Here is a 14,177-nt window from a genome sequence, read left to right as displayed (position 1 = left end):
ACCTCAGCTAGAAGGTAAAGGCTCAAATTGCGGGCAATGTCAAGTTCCGCAAAATGCCGTGTCGGGCGCTGTAGCCTAGGTGGGGAGCAGTGCTGGTGCTGGAGACAGCCGCAGGAAATGACCGTCGTGGAGAGAGTGGATAAATACGTGAGCAGCGAACGGGGAGCAACTACGCTGGAGGGCACGGATTTCGATCTGGAAGACGCCGTCATGGGGCCCACTGGCCGCCCGTACCGCGACTTCCCTGAGCCCGCACCACTGGCCTCCCATGGCCCGGCCCGGGTAATCGCCATGGTCAACCAGAAGGGTGGCGTGGGCAAGACCACGTCAACCATCAACCTCGCTGCTGCGCTCGCAGAATTCGGCCGGCGCGTCCTGCTCGTTGACTTCGATCCGCAGGGTGCTCTTTCCGCTGGCCTGGGCGCGAACCCGCACGAACTCGATCTCACTGTCTACAACGTCCTGATGGACCGCAAAGTGGACATCCGCGACGCCATCCAGCAGACCGGCGTCGAAGGCATCGACCTCCTTCCAGCAAACATCGACCTTTCCGCCGCTGAGGTCCAGCTGGTCAACGAGGTAGCCCGCGAGCAAGTGCTGGACCGCGCGCTCAAGAGCGTCGAGGACGACTACGACGTCGTGCTCATCGACTGCCAGCCGTCCCTGGGCCTCCTGACGGTCAATGCCCTGACGGCTGCGCACGGCGTCATCATCCCGCTGATCTGCGAATTCTTCGCCCTCCGCGCGGTGGCACTGCTCGTCGAGACGATCGAAAAGGTCCAGGACCGGCTGAACCCGCGCCTGCAGGTGGACGGCGTGCTCGCGACGATGTACGACGCCCGCACGCTGCACAGCCGCGAAGTCATTTCGAGGCTCGTGGAGGCGTTCGGGGACAAGGTCTTCGAAACCGTCATTAAGCGTTCCATCAAGTTCGCCGATGCCACGGTTGCAGCAGAGCCCATCACCAGCTATGCCGGAAACCACATCGGTGCCGACGCCTACCGCCGCTTGGCCAAGGAACTGATTTCGCGCGGCGGCGCACCCTAGCCCGCGTGGCAGAGCCACTCACTCCTGAAGCCGCTCCCGTTGGACGAAAGGCCGGCTTTGAGGTCAGGCTGGCGAACTTCACCGGCCCCTTCGATCTCCTGCTCGGCCTGATCTCCAAGCACAAACTGGACATCACTGAAGTTGCGCTGGCCACCGTCACGGATGAGTTCATCAAGTACATCCGGCGCTTGCAGGAACTGGGGGAGGACTGGGCGCTCGACGAAGCCAGCGAATTCCTGGTCATCGCCGCGACGCTCCTGGACCTCAAAGCCGCGAGGCTCCTGCCCGCGGGCGAAGTCGAAGATGCCGAGGACATTGCCTTGCTGGAAGCCCGGGATCTTCTCTTCGCCCGGCTCCTGCAGTACAAGGCTTTCAAACAGGTGGCCGCGATCATGTCCGGTACCTTGGAGTCCGAAGCCAGGCGTTTCCCGCGGCAGGTTGCCCTGGAAGGGCATTTCGCGGCAATGTTGCCGGAGCTGATTTGGCGCCATACGCCTGAGCAATTCGCCGCGCTGGCGGCCAAAACCCTGGCGCCGAAGGACAACACGCCCGAGGAAGTCGGGCTCGACCACCTTCACGGAACACCCGTCAGCGTCAGGGAACAAGCCGAGATTATCGGGTACCGCCTGCAGCGCGGCCAGCCACAATCCTTCAGGGCACTGATTGCCGACGCCGAGTCCACGCTTGTTGTCGTGGTCCGGTTCCTGGCACTTCTGGAGCTGTTCCGCGACCGTGTGGTGGCGTTTGAGCAGTCGGGTCCGCTCGCCGAACTGACCGTCCGCTGGACCGGGCGCCCCGAAGGCTGGAGCAGCGACAATTTGAGCGACGAGTACGACCAGATCAACGAAGGGGAGGAGCCGCTGTGAGCGAGCAGGAAACAGGCGGGGACGGCCTCGCTGGGCTTGAAGCCCTACCGGGTGGCGTCCGCGCGGCCCTGGAAGCCGTCCTGATGGTGATCGACGAACCGGCCACCGCGGAAGAGCTCGCCGCCGGGCTCCACGTGACGGTCGCCGTCGTCGAGGATTTGCTGGAGGGACTGCGGCAGGAGTATAGCGGCTATACTGTTAAAGCCCCGGGCAGGGACGCTGATGACTTGCACACTGATGCAAGTGCCAGCGCTGCACCCCGGGGTTTTGAGTTGCGGAACGTTGCCGGAGGGTGGCGGATCTATTCGCGCGCGGATTTTGCCGACGTCGTGGGCAGGTTCGTTCTCGAAGGCCAGACCGCGCGGCTGACGCAGGCAGCCCTTGAAACCATGGCGGTCATCGCGTACCGGCAGCCGGTTTCCAGGGCGAGGGTGTCGGCCATCCGCGGCGTCAATGTCGATTCAGTCGTCAGGACCCTTGTCCAACGCGGGCTGATCGAGGACTCAGGTACCGATCCTGAATCGGGGGCCATCCTTTACCGGACCACCTCGTACTTCCTCGAGCGCATGGGCATTGGCTCGGTGGCGGAACTGCCTCAATTGTCCCCCCACCTTCCGGGGCTGGAGGGCATCGAGGAGTTCTTCGACGCCGAACGCATGTAGTCGCGGGAAACCCGCGGCCGCAGGCAAGGCATAACAACTCAATATTGCAAGGATCTACGAACGCCCGGCTAGTAGCGGGCAGATTTCACACAGGGCAGATATCCTCTGTCCGGCTGGCTAATGTTGAGAAAGAACAAGCCGGCCACCATAACAAAAGGACGGGTCATGACACAGGCGGGACGCCAGGGTTCACCACGTAATAGTTCGGGACGAAACGGTTCCGGACGCAACGAGTCGCAAGACTCAGGCCGCAGCGGCGCCGGCCGCAGCAGTGCCGGCCGCGCAGGAGGCAGCGGCTTTGGTGCCGGCAAGGGTGGCGCAAGCCGTGCCGGCGGCGCCTCCGGAGGCAGCAAGCGCAGCTTCTCCCCGGGCGGAGAACGCCCCTTCAAGCCCACTCGTCCGCGTGAAGAGCGCCCCTTCGATCCGGACAACCCCACCTCGGCCGGAGGCTACGAGCGTCGTGAAGACGCCACCCGCCAAGGTGCCAGGCCGGCAAAGGCCCCCCGCAAGCCAGGCTCCAACAAGCCCGGCTTCGGCAAGGCTCCCGGTACGCCAGGCGCATTGAAGCCCAAGACCAGCAACAAGAAACAGTACGCTTCCCGTGCCTTCGGCAGTGAGCGCTTCGGCCAGAACCTTGGCCCGATCCGCAAGCCCCGCGGCCGCCGCGGCGAGGTGGCCCAGTCCGAGCAGCACGACGCCGATGGCGTGCGCCTGCAGAAGGTCATGGCCCAGGCCGGCGTGGCTTCCCGCCGCGTCTGCGAGGAAATGATCGAGGAAGGCCGCGTCGAGGTCAACGGCCAGCTCACCACCGAGCTTGGCATGCGCGTGGACCCCGCGACCGCCGTGATCCATGTCGACGGCATTCGCATCCAGCTCGATGACACCATGCTCTACATGGTGTTCAACAAGCCCAAGGGTGTCGTCTCCACCATGGAAGATCCCGAAGGCCGTCCCTGCATCAGCGACTTCCTCAAGTCCGCCAAGAACAAGGGCGAGCGTCTCTTCCACGTCGGCCGTCTTGACGTCGCCACCGAGGGCCTGCTGCTGCTGACCAACGACGGCGAACTTGCCAACCGCTTGACGCACCCCTCCTATGAGGTGCCCAAGACGTACCTGGTACAGGTTCGTGGTCCGTTCCCGCAGGGCGTCGGCGCGAAGCTGAAGGAAGGCATCGAGCTCGAAGACGGCATCGCCTCCGTCGACTCCTTCAAGCTGGTGGATTCCACTCCGGGCCACGTGCTGATCGAGGTTGTGCTGCACTCCGGCAAGAACCGTATTGTTCGCCGTTTGTTCGAAGCCGTGGGGTTCCCTGTGCTGCGTCTCGTACGTGTGAAGATCGGTCCCATCGGCCTGGGCGACCAGCGCCAGGGCAGCATCCGCAACCTCGGCAAGCAGGAAGTCGGACACCTCCTGGCCTCCGTAGGACTGTAAGGCATGTCGGCATTCCACTCGCACGGCCGGGGCCATCTTGACGGCCCGGTGGTCGTTTTCGGCACCGGCCTGCTCGGAGCCAGCATCGGTCTCGGCCTGCGTGGCCGGGGTGTCTCCGTGTTCCTTTCGGACCCGTCGCCAACCAACCAGGCTGTGGCCGTGGATATCGGTGCGGGCAGGCCTCTGTCCGAGCTTGAGAACCCACCCCAGCTGGTTGTCGTCGCGGCGCCACCGGATGTGACGGCCGACGTCGTCGAGCGTGCCCTCGGTGAATACCCGGAGGCCATTGTGGTGGACATTGCCAGCGTCAAGCTGGCAATCCAGGCCGATCTCCGGGGCCGTGGAGTGGACATGTCCCGCTACGTCGGGACGCACCCGATGGCGGGGCGCGAGAAATCGGGGCCCGTCGCTGCCCGCGGCGAGCTCTTCACCTCCATGCCTTGGGTGCTTTGCCCGTCCGACGAGACCAACGCCGATGCGCTTCAGACTGCACGTTCCCTTGCCGGCGACCTGGGGGCAATAGTCTCCCAGTTCACGGCGGAGGAACACGATGAAGCCGTTGCCTTGGTATCGCACTTGCCCCAGGTGATGTCTTCGCTTCTCGCCAGCCGTTTGCAGGGGACACCGCTTCATGCGCTGTCCCTGGCCGGCAACGGGCTGCGGGACACCACGAGGATTGCCGCCAGCGATCCCACCCTTTGGGTGCAGATCCTTGGCAACAATGCGGCCAGGATGGTGGATATCCTTCACGGTGTCCGTGAAGACCTCAACCGTTTGATCGGTACCTTGGAGGATCCCACGGCCCCCGGTGCCCGGCTGGACCTTGCCCAGCTCATCAGCGAGGGCAATGCCGGGCAGGCCAGGATCCCGGGAAAGCATGGCGGACCCCCGCAGGCATATTCATGGCTTACAGTTCTGGTAGACGACCGGCCCGGGCAGATCGCCAGGCTGTTGACGGAGATCGGTGAGATCGGCGTCAACGTCGAAGACCTCCGCCTGGATCACTCGTCCGGGCAGAACGTTGGCATGGTGGAACTTTCCGTCATGCCCAACAAGCATGACCTCCTTGTTGAAGCCTTGACCGACCGTGGATGGCGGGTACTCCAGTAATGACACGTGACCTTTTCGGCCCGGAGACCGTAGTACGTCCGGGCAAGCCGCTCGTTGTCGCCATCGACGGCCCGTCCGGATCCGGCAAGTCCAGCGTCAGCAAGGAAGTTGCCCGGCGCTTGAAGCTCGCCTATCTCGACACGGGTGCGATGTACCGTGCTTTGACCTGGTACTGCCTCAAGACCGGCATCGACCTCGCCGACGGTGCCGCCGTCGAACAAGCCTCAAAGGACCTGCCGCTGGAACTTAGCACCAGCGCCAACGCCGAATACGTCAGTGTTGCCGGAGTAGACATCTCGGAGGAAATCCGTGAGCCCAGGATCTCCTCGTCCGTCAGCGCGGTGGCAACCACCCTGGGTGCCCGCAACGAATTGATTCGTCGCCAGCGCCAGCTGATCGAACAGCACCACCGCCGCATGGTGGTGGAGGGACGGGACATCACCACCGTCGTCGCGCCCAACGCGGAGGTCCGTATGCTGCTGACCGCCAGCGAGGAAGCCCGGCTGCGGCGCCGCGGCCTCCAATTGGGCGGAACGCAGAGCCAAGAGCAGCTCGCCGCCCAAGTGATCCACCGCGATGCCAAGGACTCCACTGTGGTGAATTTCACCCAAGCGGCCGACGGCGTCGTGACCCTGGATTCCTCGGACCTGGACTTCGAAGAAACGGTCGAAACGGCACTGAGTATTGTGGGCAAGGTCATCTACGGTGACTGAAACCCGACTCCCGGCGCGCTGGACCATGATCTGGAGCAGGCCTGTCGGCTGGCTGTTGGATCATGTCCTGTACCGGACCGCGATCACCGGGCGCTCCAACGTTCCCAAGTCCGGACCGGTCATTTTCGCGGGTAACCACCTCAGCTTCCTGGACGGGCCGGTGATGTTTGGCGCGGCTCCACGACCCATGCACATCCTGGTCAAGAAGGAGATGTTCAAGGGTTTCCTGGGAAGGGTGCTTCGTGCCTCGGGGCAGATCTCCATCGACCGCTCCGGTGGCCGCGCTGCGCTTCAGCTCGGAAAACAAGTGCTCGACGCCGGCCGTTGCGTGGGAATTCTCCCTGAAGGGACGCGGGGGAGCGGCGCCGCCGGCAGCATCGGCAACGGCGTCGCATGGCTCGCGCTGATGTCCGGGGCCACGGTGATTCCCGTGGCCATCCTTGGAACGCGGATCGGAGACGAACACCGTGATTCCATTCCGAGACTGCGCCGCCGGCTGCAGGTCAGTTTCGGAGCCCCCTTCAATGTGACCCGCAGAAATGGCGAGTCGGGGCGTGTTTCAATGGACAGGGCGGCCGCGGAGATCCGCGCTGCGCTGGCTGGACACGTCCAGGATGCCGTCAAGACCACCGGTCAGTCCCTTCCGGGAGACTAATGCACCGGCCCACAGCCAATGCAGCACCGCCAAGAAGAAGTAGCCGGGACGCCGGCAGATCACCACTAAGGAAAGTGCAATGAGCGATACGACTCACAAATCCGGCAACATCGGAGCCGGCGACGACGAATACACGCCCACCGGCACCGACCAGGTGGCTGAAAACCTCGCCGCCCTGGACGACGACGAAGCCGAACTCCGCGCAGCCTCCCTCCGGGCAGGCCTGGAAGACTATGACCTCGACGAGGACGACGCCGCCCTGCTGAGCGGGCTGTACGACGACGAAGGCGAAGACGGTCCCCTCAAGCTTGACCCGGTCCTGGCCATCATTGGCCGCCCCAACGTCGGCAAGTCCACGCTGGTGAACCGCATCCTCGGGCGCCGCGAGGCCGTTGTCGAGGACACCCCGGGCGTTACCCGTGACCGTGTCATGTACTCGGCACACTGGAACGGCCGCAACTTCACGCTGGTGGACACCGGTGGCTGGGAGCATGACGCCAGGGGCATTCACGCCCGGGTCGCCGAGCAGGCCGAGATGGCCGTGGAGCTTGCTGACGCCGTGCTCTTCGTGGTGGACTCCGCCGTCGGTGCTACTGCCACGGACGAGGGCGTCATGAAGATGCTGCGCAAGTCCAAGAAGCCGGTCATCATGGTGGCCAACAAGGTCGATGACTTTGCGCAGGAAGCCGACTCGGCTGCGCTTTGGGGCCTTGGCTTCGGCGAGCCGTACCCGGTGTCCGCCCTCCATGGCCGCGGCGTTGCCGACCTCCTGGACCACGTCATGGACACCTTGCCGGAGTTTTCCACGGTGGAAGGCGTTGAGCGTTCGGGCGGACCTCGCCGCATCGCCCTCATCGGCCGTCCGAACGTCGGCAAGTCTTCCTTGCTGAACAAGCTGGCCGGCTCCGAACGCGTCGTCGTTGATACCCTCGCCGGGACTACCCGCGACCCCGTCGACGAGTTCATCGAACTCGGCGACCGCACCTGGCGCTTCGTGGACACCGCAGGCATTCGACGCCGCCAGCACATGGCACAGGGCGCAGACTTCTACGCTTCCCTGCGTACGCAGGCCGCGCTCGAAAAGGCGGAGGTCGCCGTCGTGCTCCTGGCCGTGGACGAGGTGCTCAGCGAACAGGACGTCCGCATCCTGCAGCTCGCCATTGAGTCCGGCCGCGCGCTGGTCCTCGCGTTCAACAAGTGGGACCTGCTCGACGACGAACGTCGCCGTTACCTTGAGCGTGAAATCGAGCAGGACCTGGCACACGTTGAATGGGCTCCGCGCGTCAACATCTCCGCCAAGACCGGCTGGCACAAGGACCGTCTGGTGCCCGCGCTGGACCTCGCCTTGGAGAGCTGGGACAAGCGCATCCCCACGGGACGCCTCAACGCGTTCCTGGGCGAGCTCGTGGCTGCCCACCCGCACCCGGTCCGCGGCGGCAAGCAGCCCCGCATTCTGTTCGGCACCCAGGCATCCAGCCGTCCGCCGAAGTTCGTGCTGTTCACCACGGGCTTCCTGGACCCCGGATACCGCCGATTCATCACTCGCCGCCTGCGCGAAACCTTTGGATTTGACGGCACGCCGATCGAGGTCAACATGCGCGTCCGTGAAAAGCGCGGCAAGAAGCGCTAATTGAGACGCGCATCACAGATGACACCCGCCAAGGTGTCATTGAGAACCTCGAACATCGTGTAAGCTTTTTGAGGTGGTTCGGCCGGACTGCTTAGGTGAAAATCTAGGCGGAGAACGGCAGGACTGACGGGCTGTAGCGCAGCTTGGTAGCGCACTTGACTGGGGGTCAAGGGGTCGCAGGTTCAAATCCTGTCAGCCCGACCAATGAAAACCGCTCTATCACTGGGAAGTATCTCGGTGGTGGGGCGGTTTTCCTTTGCCCTCAAGTCGAAATTGGGGCTTTTGAGTGCAGTGGGTGCAGCGGCTTTTTCGCCGGTACCAATGCAGCGGCATTCTCGGCTGCATTGCGTGATGCGGAACCGATCAGGTGTCCGTAGATATCTGACGTGATGCTGATCTAGCTGTGACCCAGCCGCTTGGACACGACGGCGATGTCTACCTCAGCGGCGACCATCAGTGAGGCGTATTCGTGGCGTTGGCCGTGGAACGTCAGCTTCGGCAGGCCCGCCTATACGCGGAGGCTCTCAAAGAGTTTGGTCGCGTACCGCGGTTTCAGCGGGCGTCCGTCTTCCATGGTGAACACATACCCGGACGCCTCATAGGCCTCCTGACCGATTTTCCGTTTCGCGGCCTGTTGGATCTGCCAGCCGATCAGCGCCCCGGTCCAACGATCGTCTAGGTCAACGTATCGCTCACCCGTGTCCAGTCTTCGTGCCCTGGTCCAGGATCCTGCCAGCAGTTTGAACCCTCTTGTTCCGAACTGTGATGACTCGTTTGGGCAGGTCGATGTCTGTCCACCGTAGGCCTAGCAGTTCGCCTCGGCGCATGCCGGTAAACATGGCGAGTTCGAACAGGGCGCCGAGCCGGTGCTCAGAGGCGACATCCAGGAAGGCTCCGACCTGTGCGGGCTCCCATATGACGGTGTGTGGCGGAGAACTGAACCAAAAGATGGCCCTCTAGAGACAGACTGTGGAGGGCCATCGCGTGCTGGCTATGCGTCCCGGCACGGGGGACGCATGCCTGTACAGCTTCTCTGCCTTAACGGGTCACACCCCACAGCGCATCGGCCAAGAAGCCGTTCCTTGCAAAGGCAAGGCAATCATCAAGGAATTCGGGGTTCGTGTAATTCACCCTTTGCCCTCCACCCTTTTTAGAAAAGGTTCCCGGCTTGGCTGGCACGCCGCCTAACCACCTCTGCGGTATAGCGTTTGTCAGTAGCTGGCCTTCATAACCCAGATAGTCCCCGACAGCAAGCAGCAGTCGATTGCCTTTAACAGTTCCGTTGTGAAGGGCAAACCCACTGTTTGCGACCTCGATGCCACCGCCCTGCTGACAAGCTTTTCCAATCCGGATCAGGACGCCGCGACACCAAATCTCTGCGCGTTCGATAACAATCCGATCAGGAGGCATCAGCCTAATCCGAAGCACGACGTCCCCGAGAGCACGCCTCACGATAAGAGTCCTCCCCTCGAATGCGACGTCCCATGTGGAAACGGCGTGCCTAAGCTCGCCATCACGAACCACCAGGAGGGGACGGTTGTCGGCGTCACGCACAAGGAGGTCAAGGGAAATCGAACCGTCGACGAACGCCACGTGGATGACGGGCTCGCCATCCACCTCAATCGCCGAAGCCTTGGGCGCATAGTCCGCCCATTCAACCTTTAGGGTACCCAGAGCCACTGTGAGCGAGCTTCCGTCAAAATACAACGGATGCCGCGAGCCCAAGTTGCGAGCTTTATTGAAGGGGTTGTTGTTGGCCTTGCGCACTCGTGCGACTGGAAGGCGTTTCGCTGTCTTCTCCCGGTGGTGCATCGGGCACAGCAGAGTCATCTTGTCCGGATCATGTCCGGTTTTCCCGTATCCTTCGATGTGCTCGTAGTCGAACACGGGAGACCCGCACAGGACGCAGCCGAATCCGCAGCGTTGCCTGACAGCCCTTTTGATTTCCGCAGGAAGGTAGTCTCTATCCACACGGGCGAGCGTAGCAGTGAAGGTGCGGCCCGAAAGACCGAGTTAGTCCCACACCTCGACGACGGCTCCCTCGAAGCCGACTGCGACATTGCTGGCCGTCGTGCCCGGTATCGAGGATGCAGGCGGCTGGAAAGCCGATTCTGGTACCCGCGGATGGGCAGTCTGCCTCGTTGATCAGGTCCACGGAGAATGCATCGCCAATGTGAAATTTGCCAGGTGCCTTGTCATTTATCGCGGGTCTCTCCTACTCAGCAACCCGGACGACGTGAGTGAGATGCTCCTCCCGAAGTTTCTGAAGGCATGCAGCGTGGGCCGTGGGATCGTCTTCCTGCCCCATCCCCAGACGGAAGCCCTCTTCGTGCTCGCAACCCTTGATAGGACACTTGAACAGCAGATTTGCACCCATGTTTCCTCCGTCTGAGACCTGATTGTGCGCCAACTCTACCGGCCCCGATTCGAAGAGAGGATGTTAGTCATAACTGGCCGACCCGATCATCAATCCTTTTCAGCTTGGGCGAGTAATAATCATCCAACCCTGCCACCGCAGAGAATGCGGTCAGCGCAACATGGAACGCGATAACCGACTTGGCAGCAGTGTTGTTCTGCTGGGAGCTGGACCTGTGCGTCAGCCTGAAGCCGGGTCCGTCGGGATGGCTATCAGGAATTGCCTCAAAGTATCCGCTGCTGCTCTGGATGGTGGGATGCGAAACCTGCGTTTCGATTAGCCAGCCCTGATACAGGTTTCCGAGATCTTCCGGGTATCTCTTCGCGAGATGCGAGAGGCGGCCAAAGTTGTCGAGTTCTTTGTGTCGCTCCGAAGCCTGCGCGATGATTTCTTCAATAGTGGCCAGAGTTGGAGGGTCCAGCGTCCAGCCGATCTCTTGGGCTTTCATTAGGGTTTGAAGGCTCGCGGCTTGCTTCCGTTGAAGGGTTTCCACCACTTTGCCGCCGTCCTTACTGATCCACCACAACCACATCGCATGCTCCGTGGCGGAACGGAGCAGTGGGACTGCCTCCTCGTCGAATCCGTCGTCTGACAAGCGAATAGCCGCTTCACTTGAGCGGGCCACTCTAGCCGTCCAGCCCCAGGCAAGCGCAATCGACGACCAAGTGTTGAATTCCTCGGGATTGACCTCGCCTATTTGCAGGGAAGTTGGTTGTGGCCCGTGGAGCCAGATTGATTTCAGGTCGAAGAATATGCGCCGGAACAGCTTCCGCCTCTGTGCGTCCATTAGATGATACTAGGGGCGGCAAGCGCCAAGCCCGACTGGTCAACGCACCCTGGGGTCGATTGTCCGGCGCCCCACCCTGGATGCTTCCACCCAGACCTCTTTGCGGCCCTCGTAGTACTCCATCGGCCAGGGCACCGACACCAGCACGTGTACCCTAGTCCACCCGTACGAGAAGGCCGGCACCTCATGGCTTTGGCCGTTCTCATAATCCAGCATCACGAACACAGGCAGCGGCTCTTTAGCCCTCGTCGCACCTTCCAAGGCCGCAGGATCCACAGGCACCACTACAGGCGTAGGAGCAGGCGAACGTGGCAGCTGCCAGAACTTCTCTTCCTCCACAAGCCAGAGTCTGCCACCGCAGGCAGACAAAAGTTGCGCGGGGGCCACGAGGGTGGCACATAGGTACGGGGCGTATGCGCGTCAGAGGTCATTCCAAGCGGTAATTGGTTTAGACCCGAACGGCGGCGCCCGCGGGTCTCCGCATCATTGGATCACCGCTGGCAATAAGGTGAGCGAAGAATCAGTGAAACCGGAGAAACGCCATGCTCAAAAGCGAATTCGAAAACTTTCCAATCTGGACCGTCTGTGACGAACTGAAGGCCCAGATCGAAAGGATATCCCCCACTCTCCAGGGAGATGAGGTCACCATCCTGAACAGGATTCAGTTCATAGCAGACCATCTTCGATCGTTTCGAAGCACAGCATCTGTCATGAGTCCGTTTGTCAACGACCTGATGCTTGTGCCCGTTCATCAACAGATCAGCGCATCGGTTGAACAACTCAGGGCTCACCCTGGTGTGCAAGGCTACGCGCACTACTCCGAAACTGCCCGGACCTGCGCGGAGAACGCACTGATGGCTGCTGGTACGTGGCCTCAGCCGCTCCTGAACGGGGCACAGGCCATTCGGATGGAGACGTTGTATGAAGACCTCATTCAGGCTCAGCGCAGGCAGATCGAGCAGATGCAAGCCGAGTTCGCTGGTCTCGCGGGGGCGATTGAAGCCATGAATAGGCATGTCGACAGCCGCAAGACCGAAGCGGATGCCCATTTTGAAGTCGTCGGGAACCGGGCTTCCGTAGTCGAGGCATCCGTGGACGCAGAAAAGGCGAGGATGGACTCTGTCATTCAGTCGGGTCTTGAATCCATAGACCAACTAAAGGAGAAGAACACTCTCAATTTCACGAAATGGATCGAGGACCGGCAAGAGGACTGGACCGACATTGTTGCAGAACACAAGGGGCACTTTGGAAGGGCTCGCAACGAGGTCTCCAAGATGCTCGAATCCCTGAAAAAGCAAGAAACAGAGTTTGCCAACATCACCAGTGCAGCCGCTGCCGGCAAATTGGCTAGCGATTTCGAGAATGAGGCCACCAACTCAAAGCGCTGGGGGCTCGGATTGTATGGCGCCGGGGCCATGGTTCTGATCCTAGCCACCCTGCCATTGCTGTGGATTCTTGTTGACCAAACGGGTTCGCCTGAGAAGCAATGGCAGCAGTTGGCGGCGAGGCTTTCGATCGGCATCATCGCGGCTTCTGGGGCAACCGTATTGATACGACTGGGGGCGCGATTCATCAGCGGCTCAACGGCAAGCAAACGCATGGCCCTCGAACTGCGGACCATGGGCCCGTTCCTAGCGAATGTAGAAGATCAGGCATCGGTAGATGCGGCCAGGCTGGAACTCGTTGATAGGGCGTTCGGAAAGAGCTACGTCACTGACGTCAACACGGAAAAAGAGGACGGGGTGTCGGTCTCTGCCTTTTCGCATGTGATCGACCTAGTCAAGGCACTGAACAAGTAGCCCGAGGAGAGTTGGCCTGCTACCCGGGACTTTCGCGTTTAAGCGTTGGTGTTGCAGCCGGTAGTCGTTGGAATTTGCTGCTCCGATGGGATCGTGTGCGCTCGGATGTCGGATTCTGCTCAATCATTCGAATGGATAGATTCCGGATCCGCGGAATCACGGAACCTGAAACTTCGGCAAGGAGAATGATCCAGCAGAATCGGACGGTGTCCGAGCCGGCAGCCTCACCTTGTCCCGGTCATTCGCCGAATACCTACGAAAAAGATCAGCGTCAGGTAGATCCAGATAGAAGAGAAGACGTTCAACCCGTCCTGTTGACTTGCCGTCAAATGCAAGGGTTCAGCAAAAAGCGTCGACGCAGCACGCGCGACTAACCCAGGCACGGCACAAACTGTCATCAGTACGAAGAACTTCAGCGTGCGAAGATATATGCTCACGACCAGCCAGCCTAGGACGAGGCCCCATGTAGGCAACTGCACGGTTCATGCACCAACTTTCGATTTCTCGGGCATGGGCAATATATGGCCGACATTTGCCGTCTAAGTGGTCAAATCCAAGAATTAAGTGGTCTGCAGTTCCCATCTACGTGTTCAATTCCGCGAGATCTCGGGGTTCTTGCCGAGCGTCTACGTGTGCCCAGGCCGCCGTCTCCGTGTTGGACCGACCCCAACTATCATTGGACGGTGAGCGAAACACTTCCCCCTTGCCCCGAATGCGCCAGCGAATACACCTACGAGATGGGCGCTTTGCTGGTTTGCCCCGAATGCGCGCACGAATGGTCGCCCACGGTGTCTGATGAAGCAGAAGCCGGGTCAACGGAGATCAAGGATGCCGTCGGCAATGTGCTCGCAGACGGGGACACCGTGACCGTGATCAAGGACCTCAAGGTCAAGGGGAGCGCCACGGCCATTAAGGTCGGTACGAAGGTCCGCAACATCCGCCTCGTGAACGGCGTGGGGGACCACGACATCGACTGCAAGGTTGACGGCTTCGGCCCCATGCAGCTCAAGTCAAGCGTCGTCAAAAAGGTCTAAACGCGCCCACGCGCCCCCCACGAGGCA

At 61.5% G+C, this 14,177-nt stretch carries 12 protein-coding genes, 1 tRNA gene and 1 pseudogene; 11 read left to right on the top strand and 3 right to left on the bottom strand.

The annotated features are described in order from the left end of the window. The first annotated feature begins 147 nt into the window (after positions 1-147). From NFJ07_RS19310 to NFJ07_RS19270, 9 genes and pseudogenes are all read left to right on the top strand, one after another. Complete coding sequence (locus tag NFJ07_RS19310) at positions 148-1,047, top strand: ParA family protein (RefSeq protein ID WP_184738910.1); 900 nt, start codon at positions 148-150, stop codon at positions 1,045-1,047. A gap of 5 nt (positions 1,048-1,052) precedes the next feature. After that, the gene (locus NFJ07_RS19305; protein ID WP_269996876.1) at positions 1,053-1,913 is read left to right on the top strand and encodes a segregation and condensation protein A; all 861 of its coding nucleotides are present in this window, start codon (positions 1,053-1,055) and stop codon (positions 1,911-1,913) included. Beyond that, positions 1,910-2,575 carry an SMC-Scp complex subunit ScpB gene (scpB, locus tag NFJ07_RS19300; protein ID WP_269996874.1) on the top strand — a complete coding sequence of 222 codons (666 nt, stop codon included), beginning with the start codon at positions 1,910-1,912 and terminating at the stop codon, positions 2,573-2,575. Before NFJ07_RS19305 ends, scpB begins: the two co-directional genes overlap by 4 nt. A 165-nt stretch (positions 2,576-2,740) precedes the next feature. Then, positions 2,741-4,006 carry a pseudouridine synthase gene (locus NFJ07_RS19295; protein WP_269996873.1) on the top strand — a complete coding sequence of 422 codons (1,266 nt, stop codon included), beginning with the start codon at positions 2,741-2,743 and terminating at the stop codon, positions 4,004-4,006. Positions 4,007-4,009: 3 nt separating this feature from the next. Then, positions 4,010-5,116, top strand: a complete 1,107-nt coding sequence (locus NFJ07_RS19290; RefSeq protein ID WP_269996871.1) for a prephenate dehydrogenase — start codon at positions 4,010-4,012, stop codon at positions 5,114-5,116. Further along, on the top strand, positions 5,116-5,829 hold the full coding sequence (gene cmk / locus NFJ07_RS19285; protein ID WP_269996869.1) for a (d)CMP kinase: 714 nt from the start codon (positions 5,116-5,118) through the stop codon (positions 5,827-5,829). Before NFJ07_RS19290 ends, cmk begins: the two co-directional genes overlap by 1 nt. Before the next feature lie 25 nt (positions 5,830-5,854). Continuing rightward, a pseudogene (locus tag NFJ07_RS19280) lies at positions 5,855-6,553 on the top strand (lysophospholipid acyltransferase family protein). A gap of 10 nt (positions 6,554-6,563) precedes the next feature. Continuing rightward, on the top strand, positions 6,564-8,114 hold the full coding sequence (der, locus tag NFJ07_RS19275) for a ribosome biogenesis GTPase Der (RefSeq protein ID WP_269996867.1): 1,551 nt from the start codon (positions 6,564-6,566) through the stop codon (positions 8,112-8,114). 127 nt (positions 8,115-8,241) lie between these two features. Further along, a tRNA-Pro gene (locus tag NFJ07_RS19270) sits at positions 8,242-8,318 on the top strand. A 488-nt stretch (positions 8,319-8,806) separates the two neighbouring features. Here NFJ07_RS19270 and NFJ07_RS26075 read toward each other — a convergent pair. From NFJ07_RS26075 to NFJ07_RS19260, 3 genes are all read right to left on the bottom strand, one after another. Then, positions 8,807-9,031, bottom strand: a complete 225-nt coding sequence (locus NFJ07_RS26075) for a tyrosine-type recombinase/integrase (RefSeq protein WP_442865373.1) — start codon at positions 9,029-9,031, stop codon at positions 8,807-8,809. A gap of 121 nt (positions 9,032-9,152) precedes the next feature. Continuing rightward, the gene (locus NFJ07_RS19265; RefSeq protein ID WP_269996865.1) at positions 9,153-10,085 is read right to left on the bottom strand and encodes an HNH endonuclease signature motif containing protein; all 933 of its coding nucleotides are present in this window, start codon (positions 10,083-10,085) and stop codon (positions 9,153-9,155) included. A 473-nt stretch (positions 10,086-10,558) separates the two neighbouring features. Beyond that, positions 10,559-11,317, bottom strand: coding sequence for a DUF5677 domain-containing protein (locus NFJ07_RS19260; protein ID WP_269996863.1), 759 nt, complete (start codon positions 11,315-11,317; stop codon positions 10,559-10,561). A 542-nt stretch (positions 11,318-11,859) separates the two neighbouring features. Between NFJ07_RS19260 and NFJ07_RS19255 the strand changes: the two genes are divergently transcribed. Beyond that, entirely contained in the window at positions 11,860-13,116 is a 1,257-nt protein-coding gene (locus NFJ07_RS19255) for a hypothetical protein (protein ID WP_269996861.1), read from the top strand. Positions 13,117-13,799: 683 nt separating this feature from the next. Further along, positions 13,800-14,150 (top strand): zinc ribbon domain-containing protein YjdM, encoded by a 351-nt coding sequence (locus tag NFJ07_RS19250; protein ID WP_269996859.1) that lies wholly within the window; start codon positions 13,800-13,802, stop codon positions 14,148-14,150. Positions 14,151-14,177: the final 27 nt, after the last annotated feature.

This window comes from Arthrobacter sp. B2a2-09 (genome assembly GCF_027587375.1).
Classification (GTDB): Bacteria; Actinomycetota; Actinomycetes; order Actinomycetales; family Micrococcaceae; genus Arthrobacter.
This window is presented reverse-complemented; position numbering and strand designations above follow the sequence as displayed.

What these genes read in the sequence shown, in the direction of transcription:
- NFJ07_RS19295 (WP_269996873.1), top strand. Translation starts at nt 2,741, where the DNA reads ATGACACAGGCGGGACGCCAGGGTTCACCACGTAATAGTTCGGGACGA.
- NFJ07_RS19290 (WP_269996871.1), top strand. Translation starts at nt 4,010, where the DNA reads ATGTCGGCATTCCACTCGCACGGCCGGGGCCATCTTGACGGCCCGGTG.
- cmk (WP_269996869.1), top strand. Translation starts at nt 5,116, where the DNA reads ATGACACGTGACCTTTTCGGCCCGGAGACCGTAGTACGTCCGGGCAAG.
- der (WP_269996867.1), top strand. Translation starts at nt 6,564, where the DNA reads ATGAGCGATACGACTCACAAATCCGGCAACATCGGAGCCGGCGACGAC.
- NFJ07_RS19260 (WP_269996863.1), bottom strand. Translation starts at nt 11,317, where the DNA reads ATGGACGCACAGAGGCGGAAGCTGTTCCGGCGCATATTCTTCGACCTG.
- NFJ07_RS19255 (WP_269996861.1), top strand. Translation starts at nt 11,860, where the DNA reads ATGCTCAAAAGCGAATTCGAAAACTTTCCAATCTGGACCGTCTGTGAC.